General features: G+C 44.1%; 18 protein-coding genes. 2 read left to right on the forward strand and 16 right to left on the reverse strand.

The annotated features are described in order from the left end of the window. Nucleotides 1–13 precede the first annotated feature (13 nt). From HMPREF3002_RS08215 to truB, 13 genes are all read right to left on the reverse strand, one after another. Nucleotides 14–2557, reverse strand: coding sequence for a M1 family metallopeptidase (locus HMPREF3002_RS08215; protein WP_070666127.1), 2544 nt, complete (start codon nucleotides 2555–2557; stop codon nucleotides 14–16). 129 nt (nucleotides 2558–2686) lie between these two features. After that, a complete protein-coding gene (gene phoU / locus HMPREF3002_RS08220; protein WP_003003266.1) occupies nucleotides 2687–3340 on the reverse strand; it encodes a phosphate signaling complex protein PhoU in 654 nt (217 codons plus the stop codon). Between the two features lie 12 nt (nucleotides 3341–3352). Continuing rightward, complete coding sequence (pstB, locus tag HMPREF3002_RS08225) at nucleotides 3353–4111, reverse strand: phosphate ABC transporter ATP-binding protein PstB (RefSeq protein ID WP_003003393.1); 759 nt, start codon at nucleotides 4109–4111, stop codon at nucleotides 3353–3355. A 29-nt stretch (nucleotides 4112–4140) separates the two neighbouring features. Beyond that, nucleotides 4141–4944, reverse strand: coding sequence for a phosphate ABC transporter ATP-binding protein PstB (gene pstB / locus HMPREF3002_RS08230; RefSeq protein WP_003006600.1), 804 nt, complete (start codon nucleotides 4942–4944; stop codon nucleotides 4141–4143). Between the two features lie 10 nt (nucleotides 4945–4954). Further along, nucleotides 4955–5839, reverse strand: coding sequence for a phosphate ABC transporter permease PstA (pstA, locus tag HMPREF3002_RS08235; RefSeq protein WP_070666130.1), 885 nt, complete (start codon nucleotides 5837–5839; stop codon nucleotides 4955–4957). After that, nucleotides 5829–6740 (reverse strand): phosphate ABC transporter permease subunit PstC, encoded by a 912-nt coding sequence (pstC, locus tag HMPREF3002_RS08240; protein ID WP_003003307.1) that lies wholly within the window; start codon nucleotides 6738–6740, stop codon nucleotides 5829–5831. Before pstC ends, pstA begins: the two co-directional genes overlap by 11 nt. 16 nt (nucleotides 6741–6756) lie before the next feature. Next, nucleotides 6757–7623, reverse strand: coding sequence for a phosphate ABC transporter substrate-binding protein PstS family protein (locus HMPREF3002_RS08245; RefSeq protein WP_003017442.1), 867 nt, complete (start codon nucleotides 7621–7623; stop codon nucleotides 6757–6759). Nucleotides 7624–7729: 106 nt separating this feature from the next. After that, nucleotides 7730–9034: an RsmF rRNA methyltransferase first C-terminal domain-containing protein gene (locus tag HMPREF3002_RS08250; protein ID WP_070666133.1), complete on the reverse strand. Its 1305-nt coding sequence runs from the start codon at nucleotides 9032–9034 to the stop codon at nucleotides 7730–7732. Continuing rightward, a complete protein-coding gene (locus HMPREF3002_RS08255; protein WP_070666136.1) occupies nucleotides 9035–9805 on the reverse strand; it encodes an inositol monophosphatase family protein in 771 nt (256 codons plus the stop codon). Further along, entirely contained in the window at nucleotides 9795–10073 is a 279-nt protein-coding gene (locus HMPREF3002_RS08260) for a UPF0223 family protein (RefSeq protein ID WP_003003480.1), read from the reverse strand. The genes HMPREF3002_RS08255 and HMPREF3002_RS08260 overlap by 11 nt, the downstream gene beginning before the upstream one ends. A 12-nt stretch (nucleotides 10074–10085) precedes the next feature. Then, nucleotides 10086–10487: a Spx/MgsR family RNA polymerase-binding regulatory protein gene (locus HMPREF3002_RS08265; RefSeq protein WP_009732658.1), complete on the reverse strand. Its 402-nt coding sequence runs from the start codon at nucleotides 10485–10487 to the stop codon at nucleotides 10086–10088. A 308-nt stretch (nucleotides 10488–10795) separates the two neighbouring features. Further along, the gene (locus tag HMPREF3002_RS08270; protein ID WP_070666139.1) at nucleotides 10796–11731 is read right to left on the reverse strand and encodes a bifunctional riboflavin kinase/FAD synthetase; all 936 of its coding nucleotides are present in this window, start codon (nucleotides 11729–11731) and stop codon (nucleotides 10796–10798) included. A 4-nt stretch (nucleotides 11732–11735) separates the two neighbouring features. Then, nucleotides 11736–12632, reverse strand: coding sequence for a tRNA pseudouridine(55) synthase TruB (gene truB / locus HMPREF3002_RS08275; protein WP_141754501.1), 897 nt, complete (start codon nucleotides 12630–12632; stop codon nucleotides 11736–11738). A gap of 181 nt (nucleotides 12633–12813) precedes the next feature. Between truB and HMPREF3002_RS08280 the strand changes: the two genes are divergently transcribed. After that, nucleotides 12814–14130: an FAD-containing oxidoreductase gene (locus tag HMPREF3002_RS08280; protein ID WP_023917755.1), complete on the forward strand. Its 1317-nt coding sequence runs from the start codon at nucleotides 12814–12816 to the stop codon at nucleotides 14128–14130. 31 nt (nucleotides 14131–14161) lie between these two features. Here HMPREF3002_RS08280 and HMPREF3002_RS08285 read toward each other — a convergent pair whose 3' ends face one another. The 3 genes from HMPREF3002_RS08285 to pcrA form a co-directional block, all read right to left on the reverse strand. Next, the gene (locus HMPREF3002_RS08285; RefSeq protein WP_173018785.1) at nucleotides 14162–14932 is read right to left on the reverse strand and encodes an alpha/beta fold hydrolase; all 771 of its coding nucleotides are present in this window, start codon (nucleotides 14930–14932) and stop codon (nucleotides 14162–14164) included. 33 nt (nucleotides 14933–14965) lie between these two features. Further along, the gene (locus HMPREF3002_RS08290; protein WP_023917750.1) at nucleotides 14966–16240 is read right to left on the reverse strand and encodes a DUF2130 domain-containing protein; all 1275 of its coding nucleotides are present in this window, start codon (nucleotides 16238–16240) and stop codon (nucleotides 14966–14968) included. An 85-nt stretch (nucleotides 16241–16325) separates the two neighbouring features. Beyond that, nucleotides 16326–18611, reverse strand: coding sequence for a DNA helicase PcrA (pcrA, locus tag HMPREF3002_RS08295; RefSeq protein WP_023917749.1), 2286 nt, complete (start codon nucleotides 18609–18611; stop codon nucleotides 16326–16328). A 151-nt stretch (nucleotides 18612–18762) separates the two neighbouring features. On the opposite strand from pcrA, the gene HMPREF3002_RS08300 reads away from it, so the two are divergent. Further along, a complete protein-coding gene (locus HMPREF3002_RS08300) occupies nucleotides 18763–19953 on the forward strand; it encodes a cation diffusion facilitator family transporter (protein ID WP_023917747.1) in 1191 nt (396 codons plus the stop codon). Nucleotides 19954–19982: the final 29 nt, after the last annotated feature.

A 19982-nucleotide genomic window follows, 5' to 3' on the forward strand; every position in this document is an offset into this window, starting at 1 on the left:
AAATTTATTTCATTTATTTCGTCGCAAGGATAGCGGCTTCTACTGCTGCTTTTTCCCGTTGAATCAAATCCACACGCGCTGCGATTTCCTTGATTCCCATGCTGATGTTTCGGCTGATAGCCATATCATCCAATTGAGGCTCAAAGAAGGCCTTGTATTCATTCAAGCGTTCACGGGTCTTGAAACAGTTAGCTGGGTAGATGACAAACTTATCAAAGCTCATATCACCACCGAGGGCTTTCTTGACCCAATCCCAGTTTTCACGCGCCCAAGTCCAAGTTCTTCCTTGGGTAAAGTCATCGTGTAAGAAGTTGTAGTACCAACTCATAGCCAAGTCCTGAGGTTTCACCACATCCTTGTTCTTCCACTCCTTCAATAGAGCTTCCAAAGTTTCCTCATCCTTGGTATAAGAAAGTGCAGCCGCCAACTGGCGTTTAAAGTTCCCATCTACTGTCTTAACATAAGTATCCAGGTATTGTTGGCTAAGCTCCTTGGTTTCCAGGTGCTTGATTTGGTTGACCAAGATTTGCAGGCGGATGGCAGCTGGAAGTTTTTCCAAATCATCTGCATGTGCTTCAAAGATAGTGCTCGCTTGAGCTTTTGCAGCTTCATCATTGGCCTTGATCATATTAGCAATCATTAGCTGACGAACTTTTTCGTCTTCTTCTGTTTCACCAGGCTTAGCTTCTAGACCCAAGCGTTCAAAGTTGTAACGGTTCAAGCGTTTCAACAACTCATGGAAGGCAGCTTCTGTTTCAGTTCCTTCATCCACAAAGAGACTGATTCCAGCTAAGACGCTCGAAACAGCTGAAACAACCAAGTAGGAACTTTCTTCTGTCAAGTGTTCAATCACTGGCAAGAGGCTTGCATAAGAAATTTGACCACTTTCAGCTAAAAGACGACGTTCTTGAACCACTTGTAATTTTGAAGTGCTATCCAAGCTAGCAAGGTCAGCAAGGATGTCTTCCAACAATTCCCCACGGTAGTCACTGATATAGTGAGCTGTATTTTCTGTATTGAAGCGAAGAGCTCCGCTGTTAGCTGCTTTCAAGGCACTGTAGTTTGGAATTTCTAAAACTTCTGTTTCCAAGGTATCTGGAATACCCGTCCAGTTGCTATTTAACGGAACAACCCACTTGCGTCCTTTTTCTTCTCTTTCTCCGATGAAGAACTGCTCTTGACAGATGATCAAGGTATCGTTTTCCACAGAAGCTGAAACAACAGGGTATCCTGGTTGCTCCAACCAAGAATCCATAAAGGCTGCGACATCACGACCTGAAGCTTGCCCAAGAGCATCCCAAAGGTCACGACCGATAGTATTGCCGTATTGGTGTTTTTCAAAGTAGATCTTCAACCCTTTACGGAAGGCATCATCGCCTAACCAGCGGCGAAGCATGTGCATGAGACGGCTACCCTTGGCGTAAACGATTGCTGGGTCAAAGAGGGTGTTGATCTCATCAGGGTGTTTGACTTCCACATGGACGGATTGAACGCCATCTGTAGCATCGCGTTTCAAGGCAGCAGGCACTCCAGTTGTTTGGAAGTCTTCAAAGATATTCCAGCTTGGTTCAATGGCATCCATGCTGACATATTCCATCATATTGGCAAAGCTTTCATTCAACCAGAGATCATCCCACCATTTCATGGTCACGAGGTTTCCGAACCATTGGTGAGCCAATTCGTGAGCCACCACCAAGGCTACTGTTTGACGGCTTTGGGCCGTAGAGTTTTCATCTACTAGAAGGTAGACTTCACGGTAGGTTACCAAGCCCCAGTTTTCCATCGCTCCTGAAGAGAAGTCTGGAAGGGCGATATGAAGGGATTGAGGGATTGGATACCTCACGCCATAGTAGTCTTCATAAAATTCAATAGCACGAACGGCAATATCCAATGAGAAGTCCAAGTTTTCTAATGGGTGAGCTTTGGTAGAGTAGACACCGACTAGGGTTCCATTCTTGGTCTTAGCTGTCACTCCTTGAAGATCTCCAGCTGCAAAGGCCAAGAGATAAGAAGACATACGTGGAGTCGTATCAAACTTCCAAATACCTGTTTCTTTGCGGTTTTCCACATCGATTTCAGGCATGTTAGAAAGAACGATTTCTCCTTCTTCTTGGTCAAACTTCACAGAAAGATCGAAAGTTGCTTTGGCTTCAGGCTCGTCCACACTTGGAAAAGCTTCACGCGCAAAATGGCTCTCAAACTGGGTAGAGAGGACTTCCTTCTTCACGCCATCAATGCTGTAGTAAGATGGGTAAATCCCTGTCATATTGTCTGTGATCTTACCAGAATAGGTCAGAGTAACTGTCACTTGACCTGTTCCTTCCAATTCAACATAGACTGCTTCATTGTCATTATCAACCGTAAATGGACGGGCTTGACCTGCTACTTCTACTGTTTCGATGATCAAATCCTTTTGGTGAAGCGAGATCTTGTCCGCCTTGGCTTGACCTGTGATCACCACACGACCGCTAAAGGTCTTGGTTTTACGACTTAAATCCAAAAACACTTCGTAATGTTCTGGAACGAATGTTTCTACAAAATGTGCAACTGCTTGCATAATTTCCTCCTTTAAATGTTTCATGCTTTCCAATGAAAAGCCCTCATAAAACTATTTTATCACAAAGTTAAGATAAAAGAAAAGACAAGCATGACAATGCCTGTCTGATATCGAAAAGACTTTATGATCTTACATTTCGATAATTTTACCTGTTTCGAAGTAAACCACCCACTCACAGATGTTTTTTGCATAATCTCCGATACGTTCCAAGAAGTTGATCACTTGGAAATAATCCCGTCCAGTCACGATGGACTCTGGATTTTTCCGAATTTCTTCTGTTGCTAATTCTTGGATGCTATCGAAGTAATGGTTGATGACTTCGTCTCGTGTCGCAACTTCATAGGCCAAATCCACATCGCCTTTGAGGTAAACATCTAGTGTCGCTTCGACAAAATCTTTGACTTCACGGCCCATCTTGCTGATCTCTTCCTCAACAGATTGAATACGGACTTCCCCTTTCATGCGAATGGTTGCCTTGGCAATTGATACTGCGTGGTCACCCATCCGCTCTAAGTCAGAGACCGCTTTTAAGACAGTCATCACGACACGAAGGTCTTGTGAAACGGGCTGTTGAAGGGCAATAATCTCAAAGGATTTGCGCTCTAACTTCACTTCGTAGTCGTTGATCTCCGCATCATCTTCGATAACTTGGCGGGCCAATTCACGGTCATGGGTAACGAAAGCGCGGACCGTACGGTTGATCTGACTCAACACTTCATTTCCCATTGCATAAAACTGGTTATGCAACTTCTCTAAATCTTCTTCAAATTGAACTCGTAACATTTTATTTTCTTCCTATCCAAATTTACCAGAGACATAGTCTTCTGTTTCTTTCTTAGCTGGGTTCAAGAACATTTCATTGGTGTCATTGTACTCAATCAAATCGCCATCCAAGAAAAAGGCTGTTTTATCGGAAATCCGACTTGCTTGCTGCATGGAGCGTGTCACCAAGAGCATGGTGTAGCGGTCTTTTAGTCCATATAAGGTTTCTTCAATCTTACCAGCTGAAATCGGGTCCAGCGCTGAAGTTGGTTCATCCAAAAGAATAATCTTTGGACTGGTCGCAAGGACCCGCGCCACACAGACCCGTTGTTGCTGACCACCGGAAAGTCCGATCGCTGAATCATGCAGGCGATCCTTGACCTCATCCCAGATGGACGCGCGTTTCAAAGAGGTTTCAACTGCTTCATCCAAGACAGCCTTGTCCTTGACACCATTAATCATCAATCCATAGGTCACATTATCGTAAATGGACATTGGAAAAGGATTGGGCTGTTGGAAGACCATTCCGATTTCCTTACGCAATTCGACCGTATCGGTCCGTGGTCCATAGATATTATGTCCATTGTAGAGGATGGTTCCTGTGGTGGTGACCTCATGGTTGAGGTCACCCATGCGGTTAATGGCTTTTAAAAGGGTAGATTTCCCTGATCCTGAAGGACCAATCAAGGCTGTAATCTCTTTTGGAGCAAAGTCCAAGGAGACGCTATTTAGAGCCTTCTTTTTATTGTAATAAACCGACAAGTCCTTGACTTGTAAAATTGGTTCTGTCATTCTATTTTCCTTTTTGTTGTCATTTTACTTTATCCAAAGTGACCAGATACATAATCGTTGGTCGATTGCAATTTCGCATTTTGGAAAATATTCGAAGTCTTATCGTACTCAATGAGGTTTCCAAGGTAGAAGAAACCAGTATAATCACTAGCACGGGCTGCTTGTTGCATGCTGTGGGTCACGATGACAATGGTATAATCTTTCTTCAACTCGAGCATGGTTTCTTCTAATTGCGCTGTCGCGATCGGATCAAGCGCTGATGCTGGCTCATCCATGAGTAAGATATCTGGCTTCACAGAGATAGCCCGCGCGATACAAAGTCGTTGCTGTTGCCCACCTGAAAGTGTCAGGGCTGATTTATGAAGATCATCCTTAACCTGATCCCATAGAGCCGCCTGTTTCAAAGAAGTTTCGACCAATTCGTCCAAGATCTTCTTGTCTTTCACCCCAGCACGTTCATGCGGGAAGGTGATGTTTTTGTAAATCGATTTGGCAAAAGGATTGGGCCGTTGGAAAACCATCCCAATGTGCTTGCGCATTTCATAAACATTGATATCCGGACGATTGACATCGATTCCTTCATACCAAATTTCACCCGTAACACGCGCAATATCGATGGTATCATTCATCCGGTTCAAACTACGAAGGTAGGTTGATTTTCCAGATCCTGACGGACCGATCAAGGCTGTAATCTTATTCTTTTCAAACTGCATGTCGACGCCTTTAATGGACTCGTTCGTTCCATAATAGACATGTAAATCTTTGGTCGATAGGACTACCTTTTCTTCAGGAAAAGTAATGATGTGTCTCTCATCCCAATTGTATTTTGACATTTCTTCTCCTTTAAGCAGATGTTAGTTTTTTATGGAGGTAAGTTCCGAGTTTGCGCGCTCCAAAGTTAAAGATCAAGATAAAGATCAAAAGAACGGCGGCAGAACCGGCTGAGACTTCGATCGAATCTGGAATGGTTCCTTCACTGTTGACCTTCCAGATATGGACAGCCAAGGTTTCAGCCTGACGGAAGATCGAAATTGGACTGGTCACACTAAAGATATTCCAGTTTGACCAATCAAGGGCTGGAGCCGATTGACCTGCAGTATAGATCAAGGCAGCAGCTTCCCCAAAGATCCGTCCTGAGGCCAAGACAACCCCAGTGATAATACTTGGAAGAGCTTCTGGTACCACGACATGGATCACAGTTTCCCAGCGAGACAAGCCCAGTGCTAGACCTGCTTCGCGCTGCGTATGGTGGACATGCTGCAAGCTATCTTCGATATTGCGGGTCATCTGTGGCAGGTTAAAGACGGTCAAGGCCAAGGCCCCTGAAATGATCGAAAATCCATATTTGAACTGGACAACGAAGACCAGGTAACCAAAGAGACCTACAACAACAGATGGCAAAGAAGACAAGATCTCAATACAGGTACGAACCAAATTGGTCAAGCGACCTTTTTTAGCGTACTCAGAGAGGTAAATCCCAGCTCCAAGAGAAAGTGGGAAGGAAATCACCAAGGTAATGACTAAGAGAAAGAAGGAATTATACAATTGAATTCCGATCCCTCCTCCTGCTTGGTAAGAAGAAGATTTCCCAGTCAAGAAGTGCCAAGATACATGGGGCAAGCCACGGACCAAGATATAAAGGATCAATGAGGCAAGAATCGCAACGATGATCCCGGAAATAGCATACAGCACTCCTGTCGCAATTTTATCCATTCGTTTAGCGTGCATAGTTCTTCTTACCTCTTTCTTTCGTAATCAGTTTAATCACACTGTTAAAGGCAAGACTCATGAGGAGCAATACCAAGGCGAGTGACCAAAGAACATTGTTATTGACCGTACCCATGACGGTATTTCCGATTCCCATCGTCAAAATAGAGGTGAGGGTGGAAGCTGGTGTTGTGAGCGAGGTTGGGACCACTGCCGAGTTTCCGACCACCATCTGGATAGCCAAGGCTTCCCCGAAGGCACGCGCCATTCCAAAGACAACCGCTGTAAAGATTCCAGAGCGGGCTGCCTTGAGCGTGACATGCCAAATGGTTTGCCAGCGTGTCGCACCCATGGCCATACTAGCTTCCCGATAATGACGGGGCACAGCTCGTAAGCTATCGGTCGTCATGAAGGTAACAGTTGGCAAGATCATAACAAAGAGGACAAAGACCCCTGAGAGAATCCCAAAACCAGTCCCTCCAAAGAGACTACGCGTAAATGGGACGACCACTTGAAGGCCAATGAATCCGTAAACAACTGAAGGAATCCCTACTAAGAGCTCAATGGCTGGTTGCAAGAAACGAGCTCCTTTGGGTGAGACTTCTGTCATGAAAACTGCTGCACCAATGGCAAACGGCGTTGCCAAGAGGGCAGAAAGCAAGGTTACAATAAAGGAACCTAGAATCATTGGTAGGGCTCCGAATTCCTTTGCAGCAGGATTCCAAGTACTCCCAAATAGAAAACTAAAGATATTGACTTTATTGACAAAGAAAGTCGATAAACCTTTTTGGGCCACGAAAATCAAAATCATGGCAACGACGACAACAATCAAACTCATACATAGAAAGGTAATGGTTTTCCCAAATTTTTCTAGGCGGGAGTTTTTTGATTTCGTCAGCATTTTTTTTGCTACTTCGTTCATTTTTTACCTAATTCTTTTATTTTTTTGTCACATTCCCTTTTAAATCACGGGTGACTTTCATATCATTGATTGGAATATAGCCCATCTTGCCAACAACTTTTTGCTGAACCTCATCCGTCATCATGTAGTCAATGAATTTTTTAGACAACTCATTGGGTTTTCCCTTGGTATACATATGTTCGTAAGACCAGATGGGCCAGTTATTGTTGACGACATTGGCTTTGGTTGGTTGATAACCATTGAGCTTCATGGTTTTGACACTGCTATCCAAGTAGGTAAAGGCCAGATAAGAGATGGCTCCTGGCGTTTGAGAAACGATGTTTTTCACCATTCCATTAGAGTCTTGCTCTTGGGCCTGCTTGGGTTGTTTGCCATCCATGATGATGGCATCAAAGACAGCACGGCTACCAGAACCAACCGCTCGGTTCACAATCGTGATTTCAAGATCTGGACCTCCCAATTGCTTCCAGTTGGTATATTCACCCGTAAAGATCTTTCGCAATTGCTCTGTTGTCAAATTATCGATTGAGATATTTTTATTGGCAATGATGGCTGTCCCTGCTACGGCTACCTGATGGTCGACCAGACTAGAGGCATCAATCCCAGATTTTTCCTCCGCAAAAAGGTCACTATTTCCGATGTCCACAGCGCCTGATTGAACTTGTGAAAGTCCTGTACCAGAACCTCCTCCTTGAACATTTACAATCTTACCAGGATGTTCTTCAATGTAGCGATCTACTACTCCTTCAACCAAGGGTTGTAAGGCAGTCGATCCGACAGCAGTGATGGATTCTCCGCGATTGATCCAAGAAGCACAAGCAGATAAACTTCCTGCTAATGCGATCGTCGCTAGTCCTAGGATCAGCTTTTTAGACTTTTTCAAATCATGTCTCCTTGATATTTCACTATTTCACTTATGATTTTGACAAGTTTTTTTCAAAAAACCTGTACTTCCACTATATCATAGAACGGGTTCTTTGCCCAGCATTTTACCTAAAACGAAGCCCCTTTGGATAGAAATTTTTCAGGGTCTGTCCGGTCACTTTGGCAAAGCCCAAACCATTGCCTTCAACAAGGACCTGGGACCATCCATTTGGATGCGTTTCCCTCAATTGAACCGTCTCTCCCGCCACATAATGAACAAAGTCCTCAGGCGTGATCGAAACAGTCTCTTTGACTTCACTCGGTTTCAGAGCAAGGCCAAGGGCAAAACTAGGTTCAAATCTATTTTTCTTGAAGGTCCCTAGGTGCAAGCCATTTCGGGCGATTTTTACTTTGCGCAAATCTGGTAAACCAAGTGGAACCAAGTAGAGTTCGTCACCAAAGGTTTCGAGGACACCTTCTAGAGTGATCTTCAAATGTTTCTTAGCAAACTCCTGCCACCATTTCTTTTGCTCCGCAGATAATTGGTCCTTTTTGGAAGGGATTTTGGCAGGACGATTCTCTCCTAGATAACAGAACTTAGCAACAAATTGTCCCTCCCCTTTAAAGAGATGAGGATACATGCGCGCCGTTTCTGGATGGTCAATGCCTTCTGCCATACCATTGATCTTCTCGATCGTTTCCAGTTCTAGATCAAAATTATCTAAGAGCCAGGATACGATCTCTTCATTTTCCTCAGGAGCCCAGGTACAGGTTGAATAAACCAAGGAACCACCTGGAACCAACATCTTGAGAGCATCCTCTAGAATTTCTCTTTGAAGAAGACTACACTCTCGAGGATAATCGATGGACCAATAGTCCATGGCATCTGGTTGCTTACGGAACATCCCCTCACCTGAACAAGGGGCGTCCAGTACAATCAGATCAAAAAAGCCTGAGAAAACTTTGGCCAGACGATCGGCAGACTCATTGGTCACCAGCACATTTCGCGCACCAAAGCGTTCTACATTCTCTACAAGAATTTTCGAACGACCCTTGTGGATTTCATTGGAGACCAAGAGTCCCTGATTGTCCAAATAAGACAAGAGCTGGGTGGTCTTTCCACCAGGAGCTGCGGCCAAGTCTAAGACCTTCATTCCTGGCTTAGGCTGGGCGACTTGGGCCACTATCTGAGCTGCTGGCTCTTGCGAATAGACCAAGCCCGTTGCGTGCTCGATGGATTTTCCTGAGACCTTTCCATAATGTCCCCAAGGGGTATTGGGAATCGGATCATCAAATGCTTTTTGAGTTTCTTTCAAAGGATTAGTCCGAAAGGCCGATACTGCTTCTTGCTCAAAGGTCGCAAAAAAAGCAGCAGCATCCTCACCTAGAAGATGCTGGTATTTTTCTTTAAAACCATTGGGAAAATTCATTTAACTTCTCCCTTTCTTAAGATAGGTTTGAATTTCTGTTAACTTCACTTTTGGAACCATCATAATGGGTTCCACTGACTGGTAATTAGGTTTATCTCCATTTAGATTTAAAACGGTATAGCCCAACTGTTCCCCCATGATCGCAGCTGCGGCATAATCCCAGGGCCAGATATAGCTAAAATAGGCTAGAATGCCACCTGAGAGAATTTTTGAAAAACTAATACCGGCACTTCCGTAGACCCGAATGCCCAGGGAATCTATACCAAGATCGGCCATGCCCCAGTCATTTTTCTCAAGCATGCCGACATTTGAAGCAATCAAAAAGTTTTCCAGAGGTTGGTCCACAAAGGGCGTCAGTTCAACCTCATTGCGATAAACAGGGAATTCTCCACCCCCGTAAAAAAGGTGATCCCTCATCACATCGTAGATCAGGCCAAACTGACCAATTCCGTCTTCAAAATAGGCCACCATCACCGCAAAATCTTCCTTTTGGGTCACAAAATTATTGGTCCCATCAATAGGATCAATCACCCAAACGGATCCTTCTGAAATCGGTGAGCGAAGGCCATCTTCCTCCGCAAAAATCCGATCTTCTGGGTAGCGATGTGTGATTTTTTCAACCAAATCCTTTTGAACCTGTTGGTCCATCTGGGTGACTAAATCTGTCGGCCCAGTCTTTTTTGAGATCATCAAGTCATCATGGAGATGAAGACGCAAGTAGTCTCCAGCCTCTAAAACGATTTGTTTGGCAAACTCTAATTTATTCTTCAAGAGAAAACCATCCTTCCTCTTTTTGCTTTGCAGCCTGGGTCGCACGATAGAGAGAATAACCGCTCACTTCTTCAAACTCCCGTCCGAGACGCTTTTCTTCTCCGATACTAGGCACGACCTTCTTAAAAGCGCGGTAGGCTTCCATGTATTCTTTGGCCTCTACCTTACTTTCATAGGCTTCTTCAACTTTATTGAAAAAAGAAAGCACTGAAGCAAGCTCTTCAGTGCTCCACGATAAGTCCAGTGGGTAACTATAATTTTTTTGCATTCGACATACTTCTTAGTTTATTTCTGCTCTTAGAGTGGCAGAGCGTAACTCTTGTTTGCGATAACTCCGTGGCAAGAAGGCCCGAATTTCATCTTCGTTAAAGCCAATCTGCATGCGTTTGTTATCTAAAATAATCGGTCTCCGCAAGAGACTAGGATTTTCCTCAATCAGATGGATCAAGGCCGAGATGGATAAATCTTCAACATCAACATCCAATTTTTGAAAAATTTTTGAACGAGTTGAAATAATGTCGTCTGTTCCGTTTTCGGTCAAGGCCAATATACTTGTCAACTCCTGTTTGCTCAAAGGACTTGTCATAATATTGTGTTCTTTAAATGGAACATCGTGCTTTTTTAACCAAGCCCGAGCTTTTCGACATGATGTACAACTCGGTGATAAAAATAATGTAATCATGTGGTTCACTTCTTTTTCTATATATAACTATCTGACTCTATTATACAAAAAAAATAGGTGCTTGAAAAGCGCTTTTTTGATTTCTCGACGATTTTTCTGAATTTCAGTGGAAAAAAGAAATCCCTTTCATTTTTCCCAAGAAGAGGCTCGAAAAAAGAGAGTGGGACAGAAATCGGTAATTCGTTAGAATTCGATTTCATCGTCCCACATCCGCACAGTTGAGTAGGGCTGTAAAAGCTGATGAAATGAGCGTAGTAGAGCCCACTCAACCACTGCGTCTTGCTCGACATCCAAAAACAATTGAGAGGCTAGGACTTTTGTCCCAGCCCCTTTGTCCAGTTTCGTGAAACTGCTTCATCTTCTTCTAGTTGCGCCACTAGTTGATCGATCCCATCGAATTTGACCATTTCTCGAATCTTATCTAACCAATGAATGGTCAGGGTATGACCGTAGATATCTCCTGTAAAATCAAAGAGATTGACTTCGAAACGAAGCTCTTTTCCATCAAAGGTGACATTTTTCCCAACAGAAGCCATCCCACGGTAGGTCTGCCCTTTAAAATCGACATCAACTACATAAACCCCATCTGATGGTAAATAGGTCCGGTCAATCGGCGCTAAATTGGCAGTAGGATAGCCAATGGTGCGGCCACGCGCATCCCCATGCACAACGATTCCTCGACTGGATAAAGGGTGACCAAGTAGACGGGCAGCTTCTTGGACGCGTCCTTCTAGGATAGCTTGACGAATGCGGGTCGAACTAATCTTTTCACCCTGATCCAATACAGGAGAAATGACTTCCACTTGACCATCAAAATAAGCAGCTAAGTCAGAGGCCGTTTTCTTATCAGAGCCAAAACTATAATCAAATCCAGCAATTAAAACTCGGGCCCTCAAGGCTTTGACAAATTGATCAACAAATTCTTTGGCGGTTTTAGAAGCAAAATCGGTCGTAAAATCAATGAGGAAGAGCTCATCCACTCCTAGTTCGTTTAATTTTTGGAACCGATCCTCAGGACTCTGCAAATGAAGCAGTAATTCTGGTTGGTAGCGAACAAAGGCTAACTTAGGAGATTCAGGGAAGGTTAACAAAGCGACCTTCAAGCCTTTTTCATCCGCTATCTGACGCGCCTTTTTAAAGAGTTCTTGATGCCCCAGATGCAGGCCATCAAAGTAGCCCAGAACCAAAACTGTCTCATTCTCCAAATGGATCTGGTTAGCAGTAGTAATCGTACGAATATTCATGAATTTATTGTAACACACTTTCTGTGAGAAAGACTTTTCGAGGTTTGTAAAGTTCTTCTCTTTTTTCTAAAATGGCTACCAATTTTCCTTGGTAAAAAGCAGCTAACTCTTTGGAGTCACTCTCAACTGGAATAAAGCGTCCTACTTGGACTTCGCCAACCTCTTCTGCTGTCAGCTCCACTTTTTCTAGATCTCCTGTCCCAATTTCAAGAGGATGAAGGAAGCTCAAATCTCCTTTCGCTACTTTTTCAGCAAGCTCTTCCAGGGTCAGGGCATCATCCAGTGACAAACCTGCAGCACTGGTTCGTGTTAAGTGGGACATGTGGGCGGCGTAACCCAACTTTTGACCCAAATCCACCGACAAGGTCCGGATATAAGTCCCCTTGCTGCATTTAACCCGGAAGCGAAAACGGGCTAGTCCTGCCTCATAGCCGATCTCACTGGTGCGCGTAAAGTCATAAATGGTTACCTGCCGGACAGGCCGTTCCACTTCTTCACCTGCACGCGCATATTCATAGAGCTTACGCCCATTGACCTTGACCGCTGAATACATGGGGGGTACCTGCTCGATCTCTCCCACCATCTGGGCAATCATGTGGTCTACCTCTGCTGCATCTAAAGGTGCTTCCACTGGAGTACGCTCAACGATTTCCCCACTGGCATCTTCCGTCGTGGTAGAAAATCCCAAAGTGATTTCTCCCTCGTAGATTTTACCCTCATCTTGCATAAATTCGACCATACGGGTCGCTTTTCCTACGGCAATCGGAAGCACCCCGACCACATCCGGATCCAAAGTTCCTCCATGGCCAATCTTCTTGGTGCCTAAGATTTTCCGCAGTTTAAAGACCACATCATGCGAAGTCATGCCTGCTTCTTTTCTTACATTGATAATTCCGTCCATTTGAATTGCTCTTTCTAACTCATGTGTGACCATCCGGGTCACCGACCTCTTATTATACCACGAAACGAGACTTCTTGTCCCTCTTTCCCCCCTTCCCATGAGCTCCTAAAAAATCCCGTAGCAGATTTCAGACTTTTTAAAATGGGTTTGATACAATAGAAAGCGAAAGAAGGTGTAACATATGTTAATGTATGATGTTATTGTGATTGGATTTGGTAAAGCTGGTAAAACACTTGCAGCGAAATTATCAAGCCAAGGAAAAAAAGTTGCTCTAATTGAAAAGAGCAAATCTATGTACGGTGGTACTTGTATCAATATCGCTTGTATTCCAACCAAGACCTTGATTGTTGCAGCAGAAAAAGGCTTGGATTTTGAGCAAGCCATGAATGAGAAAAATGCAGTCACTACTCGTCTCAATGGCAAGAACTACGCAACCATTGCTGGAACTGGTGTAGACATTATCGACGCGACGGCTCGTTTCGTTTCTAACAAAGTCATCGAAATTCAAGCTGGAGATGAAAAGGAAGAATTGACAGCTGAAACCATTATTATTAATACTGGTGCTGTGCCAAATGTCCTTCCGATTCCAGGTTTGGCTGAAAGTAAATTTGCCGTGGATTCAACCGGCATTCAACGTTTGGAAAACCTACCTAAACGCTTGGGTGTCCTTGGTGGTGGACCAATCGGATTGGAATTTGCTCATCTCTATAATACCTTGGGCAGCCAAGTAACGGTATTGGATGCTTCTGAAACATTCTTGCCACGGATCGAGCCAAGTATTGCAGCTCTTGCAAAAGGCTACCTTGAAGAAGACGGTATTCAATTCTTGCAAGGCATTCATACCCAAGAAATCAAAGATGGCCAAAACAGCTTAACGGTTGTCACAGATAAGGGAGACTTTGAGTTCGATATCCTTCTCTACGCAACAGGTCGTAAGCCAAACACAGCTGGACTTGGTCTTGAAAACACAGACATCCAAGTCACTGATCGTGGAGCGATCCAAGTCAACCGTTATTTGGAAACCAGCGTCCCTGGTGTCTTTGCAGTTGGAGATGTCAATGGTGGCCCTCAATTCACCTACATGTCACTCGATGACTTCCGCATTGTCTTCAACTACCTCACAGGCGATGGTAGCTACAATCTCGAAACTCGTAGAAATTATGCGACAACACTCTTTATTGCTCCTCCACTTGCCCAAGTCGGCTTGACCGAGCAAGAAGCACGTGACAAAGAACTTCCAGTTGCTGTTAAAGAATTGCCAGTTGCTGCTATGCCACGCGGACACGTCAATGCAGACCTTCGAGGTGCCTTCAAAGCCGTGGTTAACCCAGAAACCAAAGAAATTCTTGGAGTGACGCTCTTTGGAGAAGCTGCAGGCGAAATCATCAACCTGATTACCATGGCGATGGACAACAAGATCCCTTATACTTACATCGCAAAACAAATCTTTACCCACCCAACCATGGCAGAAAACCTAAACGATCTCTTTGCGATTTAAATAAAAACGCTGGAAATTTTTCCAGCGTTTTTTAGTTTAAGAATCCACAGACAGCCTCTTGAAATGCTTTATTTTCTTCATAAAGAGCATGCCCAGAATGCTTAAGAATGAGGAGTTGACAATCCGAAATCGCTTTTGCCAGTTCCTTGGATCCGTCCACACCAATCACATCATCTTCAAGCGCACCAAGGACAAAGGTTGGACACTGAATTTCCTTTAAGACCTCACGGCTATTATGTTCCAGGCAAGACTGAGACTGAATGGCTATTCTATTTTCATCTTTGATTCGCCCCAAGCGACCCATAATATTATAAAGCAACCGCCACTTTTGATAGCTCTTTTGCGTATAGGAATGCTTTGCAATATCCAGCATGAGATGCTTAAAATTTCCAGATTGACTAAGTTTTTGCCAATGCTCAATTCGTTCTCTAGGAAGTTGACTAGGTTTTGCAGTGGTCACAGCTAAAATGATCTTTTGTACCTTTTCAGGGAAATCCGCCACCAACCATTGGGCAATCATTCCACCTTGTGAAATCCCCATAACATAAGCGGTATCTAGGTTTAGTGTCTCCATTGCTTCTGCTACATCTGCTGCCATATCCCGCGTCGTATAGCCCTGTCTCAACTCATTGATTCGAGAAAAAACATAGATCTTATATCGCTTAGCAAGTAGACGATACGAGAGAGAAAAGAGCTGTGCCTTTCCTTTAACGGTCTGTAACCCATCCCCCAAGCCTGGTATAATTACTAGAGCGTCCTTTCCTTTTCCAAATGTCACATAGTCCATGGTTTTCCCATTCATGGACAAGGTAGCGTTCTTAGCTGAATACAAAGATTATTCTCCTTTCAGAGCATCAAACTTAGCTTTCATGGTTGGATTTTTCCGAGTCAATTTTTTAACGGAAACATCATCCAACTTGTTGTTAGCGAGGCGAAGTTGGTTTTCTGATGTGGTGAGGAATTTCTTGACTTCTTCCATCCGCTTGATGGCTTTGTCGATTTCATCGATAGCCTTGCCAAAGTTGACAGAAGCCGAATTGTAGTTCTTAGCAAAGGCTACTTTAAAGGCATCTAGGTCCTCTTCAAAGTGGGTAATATCAATATTTTGTTCACGGACAAGCGCCAATTCCTGCTTGTATTTAAGGGAATTAAGGGCCGCATTACGCAGGAGCCCAATGATCTGGATAAAGAACTGAGGACGGACGACATACATCTTCTCATACTCGTGGCTGACATCGACAATCCCTGTGTTAAAGTAGTCGTTATCTGCTTCAAGCATGGTCACTAAAACCGCATACTCACAGTTCTTTTCTCGACGGTCCTTGTCCAATTCCTTGTAGAAATCGGCATTCTTATGCTTCTTCTCTGTCCCGTCGGCTTCATTCTTCATCTCAAACATGATGGAGATAATCTCCACCCCATTTTCATCGCACTCGCGGAAGATAAAGTCGCCTTTAGACCCACGCGCAGAGACCTTGTTGTCCTTTTCAAAATAGGCATTTGGAAAGGCAAAACTGCGAACCTTGTTGAATTCACTTTCCGCATACTGCTCCAGACTTTCCCCGATGGCCTTGGTTGATTGTTGGGCCTTAAAATTCTTGTAGAACTCGACCTGTTCATTGGCCGCCTTTAGCTGAGCCTCATAGTTTTGCTTAACAGAAGTCAGAGAAAGCTCGTTTTCTTTTTCTTGTAATAGGAGCTGATTTTTGACCTGATCTCTTTCTTTCTCTAGATCAGACAGTGTTTTTTGCAGTTGATTCTCATGCTCCAAGCGCAAGGTGGCCAACTGATTTTCCAGTGCTTGCACTTCTTTTTCTTTCTCTAGCAGGCTTTGGCTAGCCGTTTGCTCCACCTCTTTTTTGGCCAATTCTTTTTCGGTATCAAACTGTTGAATCTGGTTCTGTAACTGGGCAATTTCTTGGTCCTTCTTTGCTAACTTCTCTTGCTGTTCATTAAGGGCCTTTTGCTCAGCTAAAGCCAACTCTTGCCGAATCCGCTCATGAATTTCCTTGTCAAACTCAGCTGTCCGTACCTGTGACAAGAGTTCGCTGTATTGACTTTCGTTGACTGTAAAGACTTCCCCACAGTTGGGGCACTTGATTTCGTTCATAGCATGCCTCTTTCTCTATTCTTAGTATATTATATCATGCCACCTGTAAAATCAAAACCAGCAAGCTAAGCTTACTGGTTTCAGTTTATTTCTTTTCAATCGGAGCAACACTGGCCAAGAGTTTTTTGAGCCCCACTTCTGGGAAGTTGATCTTGAGTTCTTGGGTACTACCACTACCAGATACTTCAAGCACGGTTCCTTCACCCCACTTCTTGTGAATGGCAATGTCGCCAATGGACCAAGCGACGCTCTCTTTGGCGCTAGAACGGTTGCTATTGCCAAAGGGGAGGCTTGATGACGTGAGAGTACTTGGAGCTGCTTGTCTCTTGCGCTCTTGAAGGGCTTGTGACAGGCTCATCCCTTTTCCAAAGGTCGTTCCGCCTCCATTGCTATAAGAAGCCTTAAAGCTAGTGTTGGCTGGACGAGCTAATCCTTGGTAGGACAATAAATCCGAGCTAATTTCATTGATGAAACGCGTTGGCCTGTTGTAGCTAGTCCGTCCAAAGAGCAAACGTGAGTTGGCATTGGTCAAGAAGAGAACCTTCTCTGCCCGTGTAATACCTACATAAGCCAGACGACGTTCTTCTTCTAACTCATCTGGATCCTCAGCCGCACGACTAAGAGGAAAGACATTTTCTTCCATCCCAATCAAGAAGACGACTGGAAACTCCAATCCTTTAGCCGCGTGAAGGGTCATCAAGGTGACTTCTGAAGTTTCTTGCGCCCCATCATCTGTATCAGCAATCAAAGCCAAATCGTTCAAGAAACGACTCAAGGTTTCCACACCTGATTCGTCTTCGACGGTCTCTCCATTTTCATCAAAATTCTTGGTAACAGACAAGAACTCTTGGATATTCTCGATGCGAGCCTGACTTTCCAAATTTCCCTGATTGGTTAGGGCCGTCATATAGCCCGTCTTGTCAAGGACTTCTTCGACCAACTCTGTAATGGTCAGCTGGTCCAATCTTTCTCTCAAATCAAGAATGAGATTGGCAAAGTCCCAGATGGATTGAGCTGCCTTTCCTTTAATGCCTGAGAGCATGATATTGGCTGAAGCATCCAGGAGTGAAGACTCTTGCAGTTGGGCAAAGTCACGAATCTTATCCACTGTACCTGGCCCGATTCCCCTCTTGGGTTCATTGATAATGCGCTCAAAACTGATATTGTCACTGAGGTTGGCAATCAAGTTCAGATAAGCAATGACATCCCGAATTTCCTTCCGGCTGTAGAACTTGGTGCCCCCTACCATGGTGTAAGGAATGTTGGACTTGAGTAGCGCTTCTTCAATGGTCCGTGATTGGGCATTGGTCCGGTAGAGAACTGCAAAATCACGGTGTTTGTAGCCAGCTTCGCGACTAAGCTCTTCAATCGTTTTAGCAACAAAGACAGCTTCATCCTGCTCATCATTAGCCCGATAATAGACAATTTCTTCCCCGTCTTCATTTTGTGTCCAGAGATTCTTCGGACGGCGGTGGCGATTGTTTTTGATGACATCATTGGCTGCTTGCAAAATCGTCTTAGTCGAGCGGTAATTCTCTTCTAGGAGGACGACCTTAGCTTCCTTATAATCCTTCTCAAAGTCCAGGATATTCTGCATATCTGCTCCCCGCCAGCCATAAATAGACTGGTCCGCATCCCCAACGACACAGATATTTTTAAAACGTGAAGCCAAGAGTTTGACCAACTGGTATTGGGCATGGTTGGTATCTTGATACTCGTCTACGTGGATGTATTGGAACTTCTGCTGGTAATAGGTCAGCACATCTGGATGCTGATCAAAAAGACGTAAGGTCAGCATGATCAAATCATCAAAGTCTACCGCTTCTGACTGCCGGAGTTCCTTTTGGTAAGCCTCATAACACTTGGCGACGATCTGAGTATACATATCTCCCGCTTGTGCAGCATAGGCCACTTCATCGATCAGGTCATTTTTAGCATTGGAAATAGTCCCCAAGATGGTCCGTTCATTCCATTTCTTAGGATCCAAATTTAAGGACTTCAAGATCCGCTTCATCAAGGTCCGTTGCTCACCTGGATCGACAATGGTAAAGTTACGATTGTAGCCAATGTGATCCGCATCTCGGCGAAGGATGCGCACACACATGGAGTGGAAGGTGGCAATCAAGCAATCTTGGGTGGCTGGATTCAATTGATAAGCCCGCTCCTTCATCTCCCGAGCGGCTTTATTGGTAAAGGTAATGGCCAAAATATTCCAAGGATTGACCATTTTTTCATCGATCAAGTAAGCGATGCGGTGGGTCAAGACACGTGTCTTACCAGAACCAGCCCCCGCCATGATCAAGAGGGGACCTTCTGTCGTTTGGACCGCCTCTGCTTGGCGATCATTCATACCATTCAATAAAGGATTCATCTCATACTCCTCATTCATTCAATCGTTCTATTATACCACAAAAACCTGCCTAGCTTCTTTTAAAAAAGGACTCATTTGAATTTCCCTTCCAAAAACGATATAATAGTAGCTTAAAGAAAACAGGATTTCATCCGAGGTCTAGGAGGATATTTTGGATAAACCATACAGTAACTTAAAACTGGCCGAACGTGGCGCTATCATTAGTATTCTAGCCTATTTATTGCTCTCTTCAGTAAAATTGGCTACCGGCCATCTACTTCATTCATCCAGTTTGGTAGCCGATGGATTTAACAACTTATCTGATATCATCAGCAATGCTGCCCTGCTCATCGGGATTCGTCTCGCTCGCCAACCTGCTGACCGCGATCACAAATTTGGTCACTGGAAAATTGAGGATCTAGCAAGCCTAGTCACCTCCATCATTATGTTTTATGTTGGTTTTGATGTCTTACGCGATACCCTCCAAAAGATCTTCAGCAATGAAACAGTTAGCATTGATCCACTCGGTGCTGGTGTCGGAGTGGTTTCAGCCCTTGTCATGCTAGGCGTTTATTTCTACAATCTTCGCTTAGCAAAACGGGCCAAATCAAAAGCCTTAAAAGCTGCCGCAAAAGACAATCTTTCAGACGTCGTCACTTCTCTTGGAACGTCGATCGCGATCGCTGCTAGTGCTTTTAACTATCCAATTGTCGATAAAATCGTAGCCATCATCATCACCTTCTTTATCCTCAAAACAGCCTACGATATTTTTATGGAATCTTCCTTTAGTCTTTCAGATGGCTTTGACGATAGTCTCCTCGAAGATTACGAAAAAGCTATTTTAAAACTCCCTAAGATTGCGCGTGTGAAATACCAACGCGGACGGACCTACGGAAGCAATATCTATCTGGACGTTGTCTTGGAGATGAATCCCGATCTTTCCGTCTATGAAAGCCATGCGATCACAGAAGAAGTCGAGAATCTCCTAAAAGAAGAATTTGGAGTCTTTGACATTGACGTCCATGTGGAACCTAGCTCAATTCCTGAAGATGAGCTGATCGAAAACGTTGAAAAGAAACTCTTAACCTATGAAAAACGCCTCTATGCTAAGCAAGAGTTTGATACATTGCTAGCGGATAATTATACCTTGATTGACGATACCGGTCACGAACACAACAAGGCAGAATTATTAGAGGCTCTCGCAAGCGACCAAGTTCAATTGCAAAACTTTGAACTGGAATCCATCAGCCAAAAAACCAAACTCATACGCTATGAACTAGATGGTCAAATCCATACCAGTCTCTGGCGTCGCCATGAAACGTGGCAAAAGATTTTCCATCAAATTACTAATAAAACCGACTAAAAGAGGCTGGGACAAAAGTCCTAGCCTCT

Origin of the sequence: Streptococcus sp. HMSC065E03, assembly GCF_001815045.1 — a bacterium.
Taxonomy (GTDB): domain Bacteria; phylum Bacillota; class Bacilli; order Lactobacillales; family Streptococcaceae; genus Streptococcus; species Streptococcus parasanguinis_AD.

Excerpts from the sequence above, each read along its gene's own strand:
- HMPREF3002_RS08215 (WP_070666127.1), bottom strand. The coding sequence starts at position 2,557 with ATGCAAGCAGTTGCACATTTTGTAGAAACATTCGTTCCAGAACATTAC.
- phoU (WP_003003266.1), bottom strand. The coding sequence starts at position 3,340 with ATGTTACGAGTTCAATTTGAAGAAGATTTAGAGAAGTTGCATAACCAG.
- pstB (WP_003003393.1), bottom strand. The coding sequence starts at position 4,111 with ATGACAGAACCAATTTTACAAGTCAAGGACTTGTCGGTTTATTACAAT.
- pstB (WP_003006600.1), bottom strand. The coding sequence starts at position 4,944 with ATGTCAAAATACAATTGGGATGAGAGACACATCATTACTTTTCCTGAA.
- pstA (WP_070666130.1), bottom strand. The coding sequence starts at position 5,839 with ATGCACGCTAAACGAATGGATAAAATTGCGACAGGAGTGCTGTATGCT.
- pstC (WP_003003307.1), bottom strand. The coding sequence starts at position 6,740 with ATGAACGAAGTAGCAAAAAAAATGCTGACGAAATCAAAAAACTCCCGC.
- HMPREF3002_RS08250 (WP_070666133.1), bottom strand. The coding sequence starts at position 9,034 with ATGAATTTTCCCAATGGTTTTAAAGAAAAATACCAGCATCTTCTAGGT.
- HMPREF3002_RS08260 (WP_003003480.1), bottom strand. The coding sequence starts at position 10,073 with ATGCAAAAAAATTATAGTTACCCACTGGACTTATCGTGGAGCACTGAA.
- HMPREF3002_RS08265 (WP_009732658.1), bottom strand. The coding sequence starts at position 10,487 with ATGATTACATTATTTTTATCACCGAGTTGTACATCATGTCGAAAAGCT.
- HMPREF3002_RS08270 (WP_070666139.1), bottom strand. The coding sequence starts at position 11,731 with ATGAATATTCGTACGATTACTACTGCTAACCAGATCCATTTGGAGAAT.
- truB (WP_141754501.1), bottom strand. The coding sequence starts at position 12,632 with ATGGACGGAATTATCAATGTAAGAAAAGAAGCAGGCATGACTTCGCAT.
- HMPREF3002_RS08280 (WP_023917755.1), top strand. The coding sequence starts at position 12,814 with ATGTTAATGTATGATGTTATTGTGATTGGATTTGGTAAAGCTGGTAAA.
- HMPREF3002_RS08285 (WP_173018785.1), bottom strand. The coding sequence starts at position 14,932 with ATGAATGGGAAAACCATGGACTATGTGACATTTGGAAAAGGAAAGGAC.
- HMPREF3002_RS08290 (WP_023917750.1), bottom strand. The coding sequence starts at position 16,240 with ATGAACGAAATCAAGTGCCCCAACTGTGGGGAAGTCTTTACAGTCAAC.
- pcrA (WP_023917749.1), bottom strand. The coding sequence starts at position 18,611 with ATGAATCCTTTATTGAATGGTATGAATGATCGCCAAGCAGAGGCGGTC.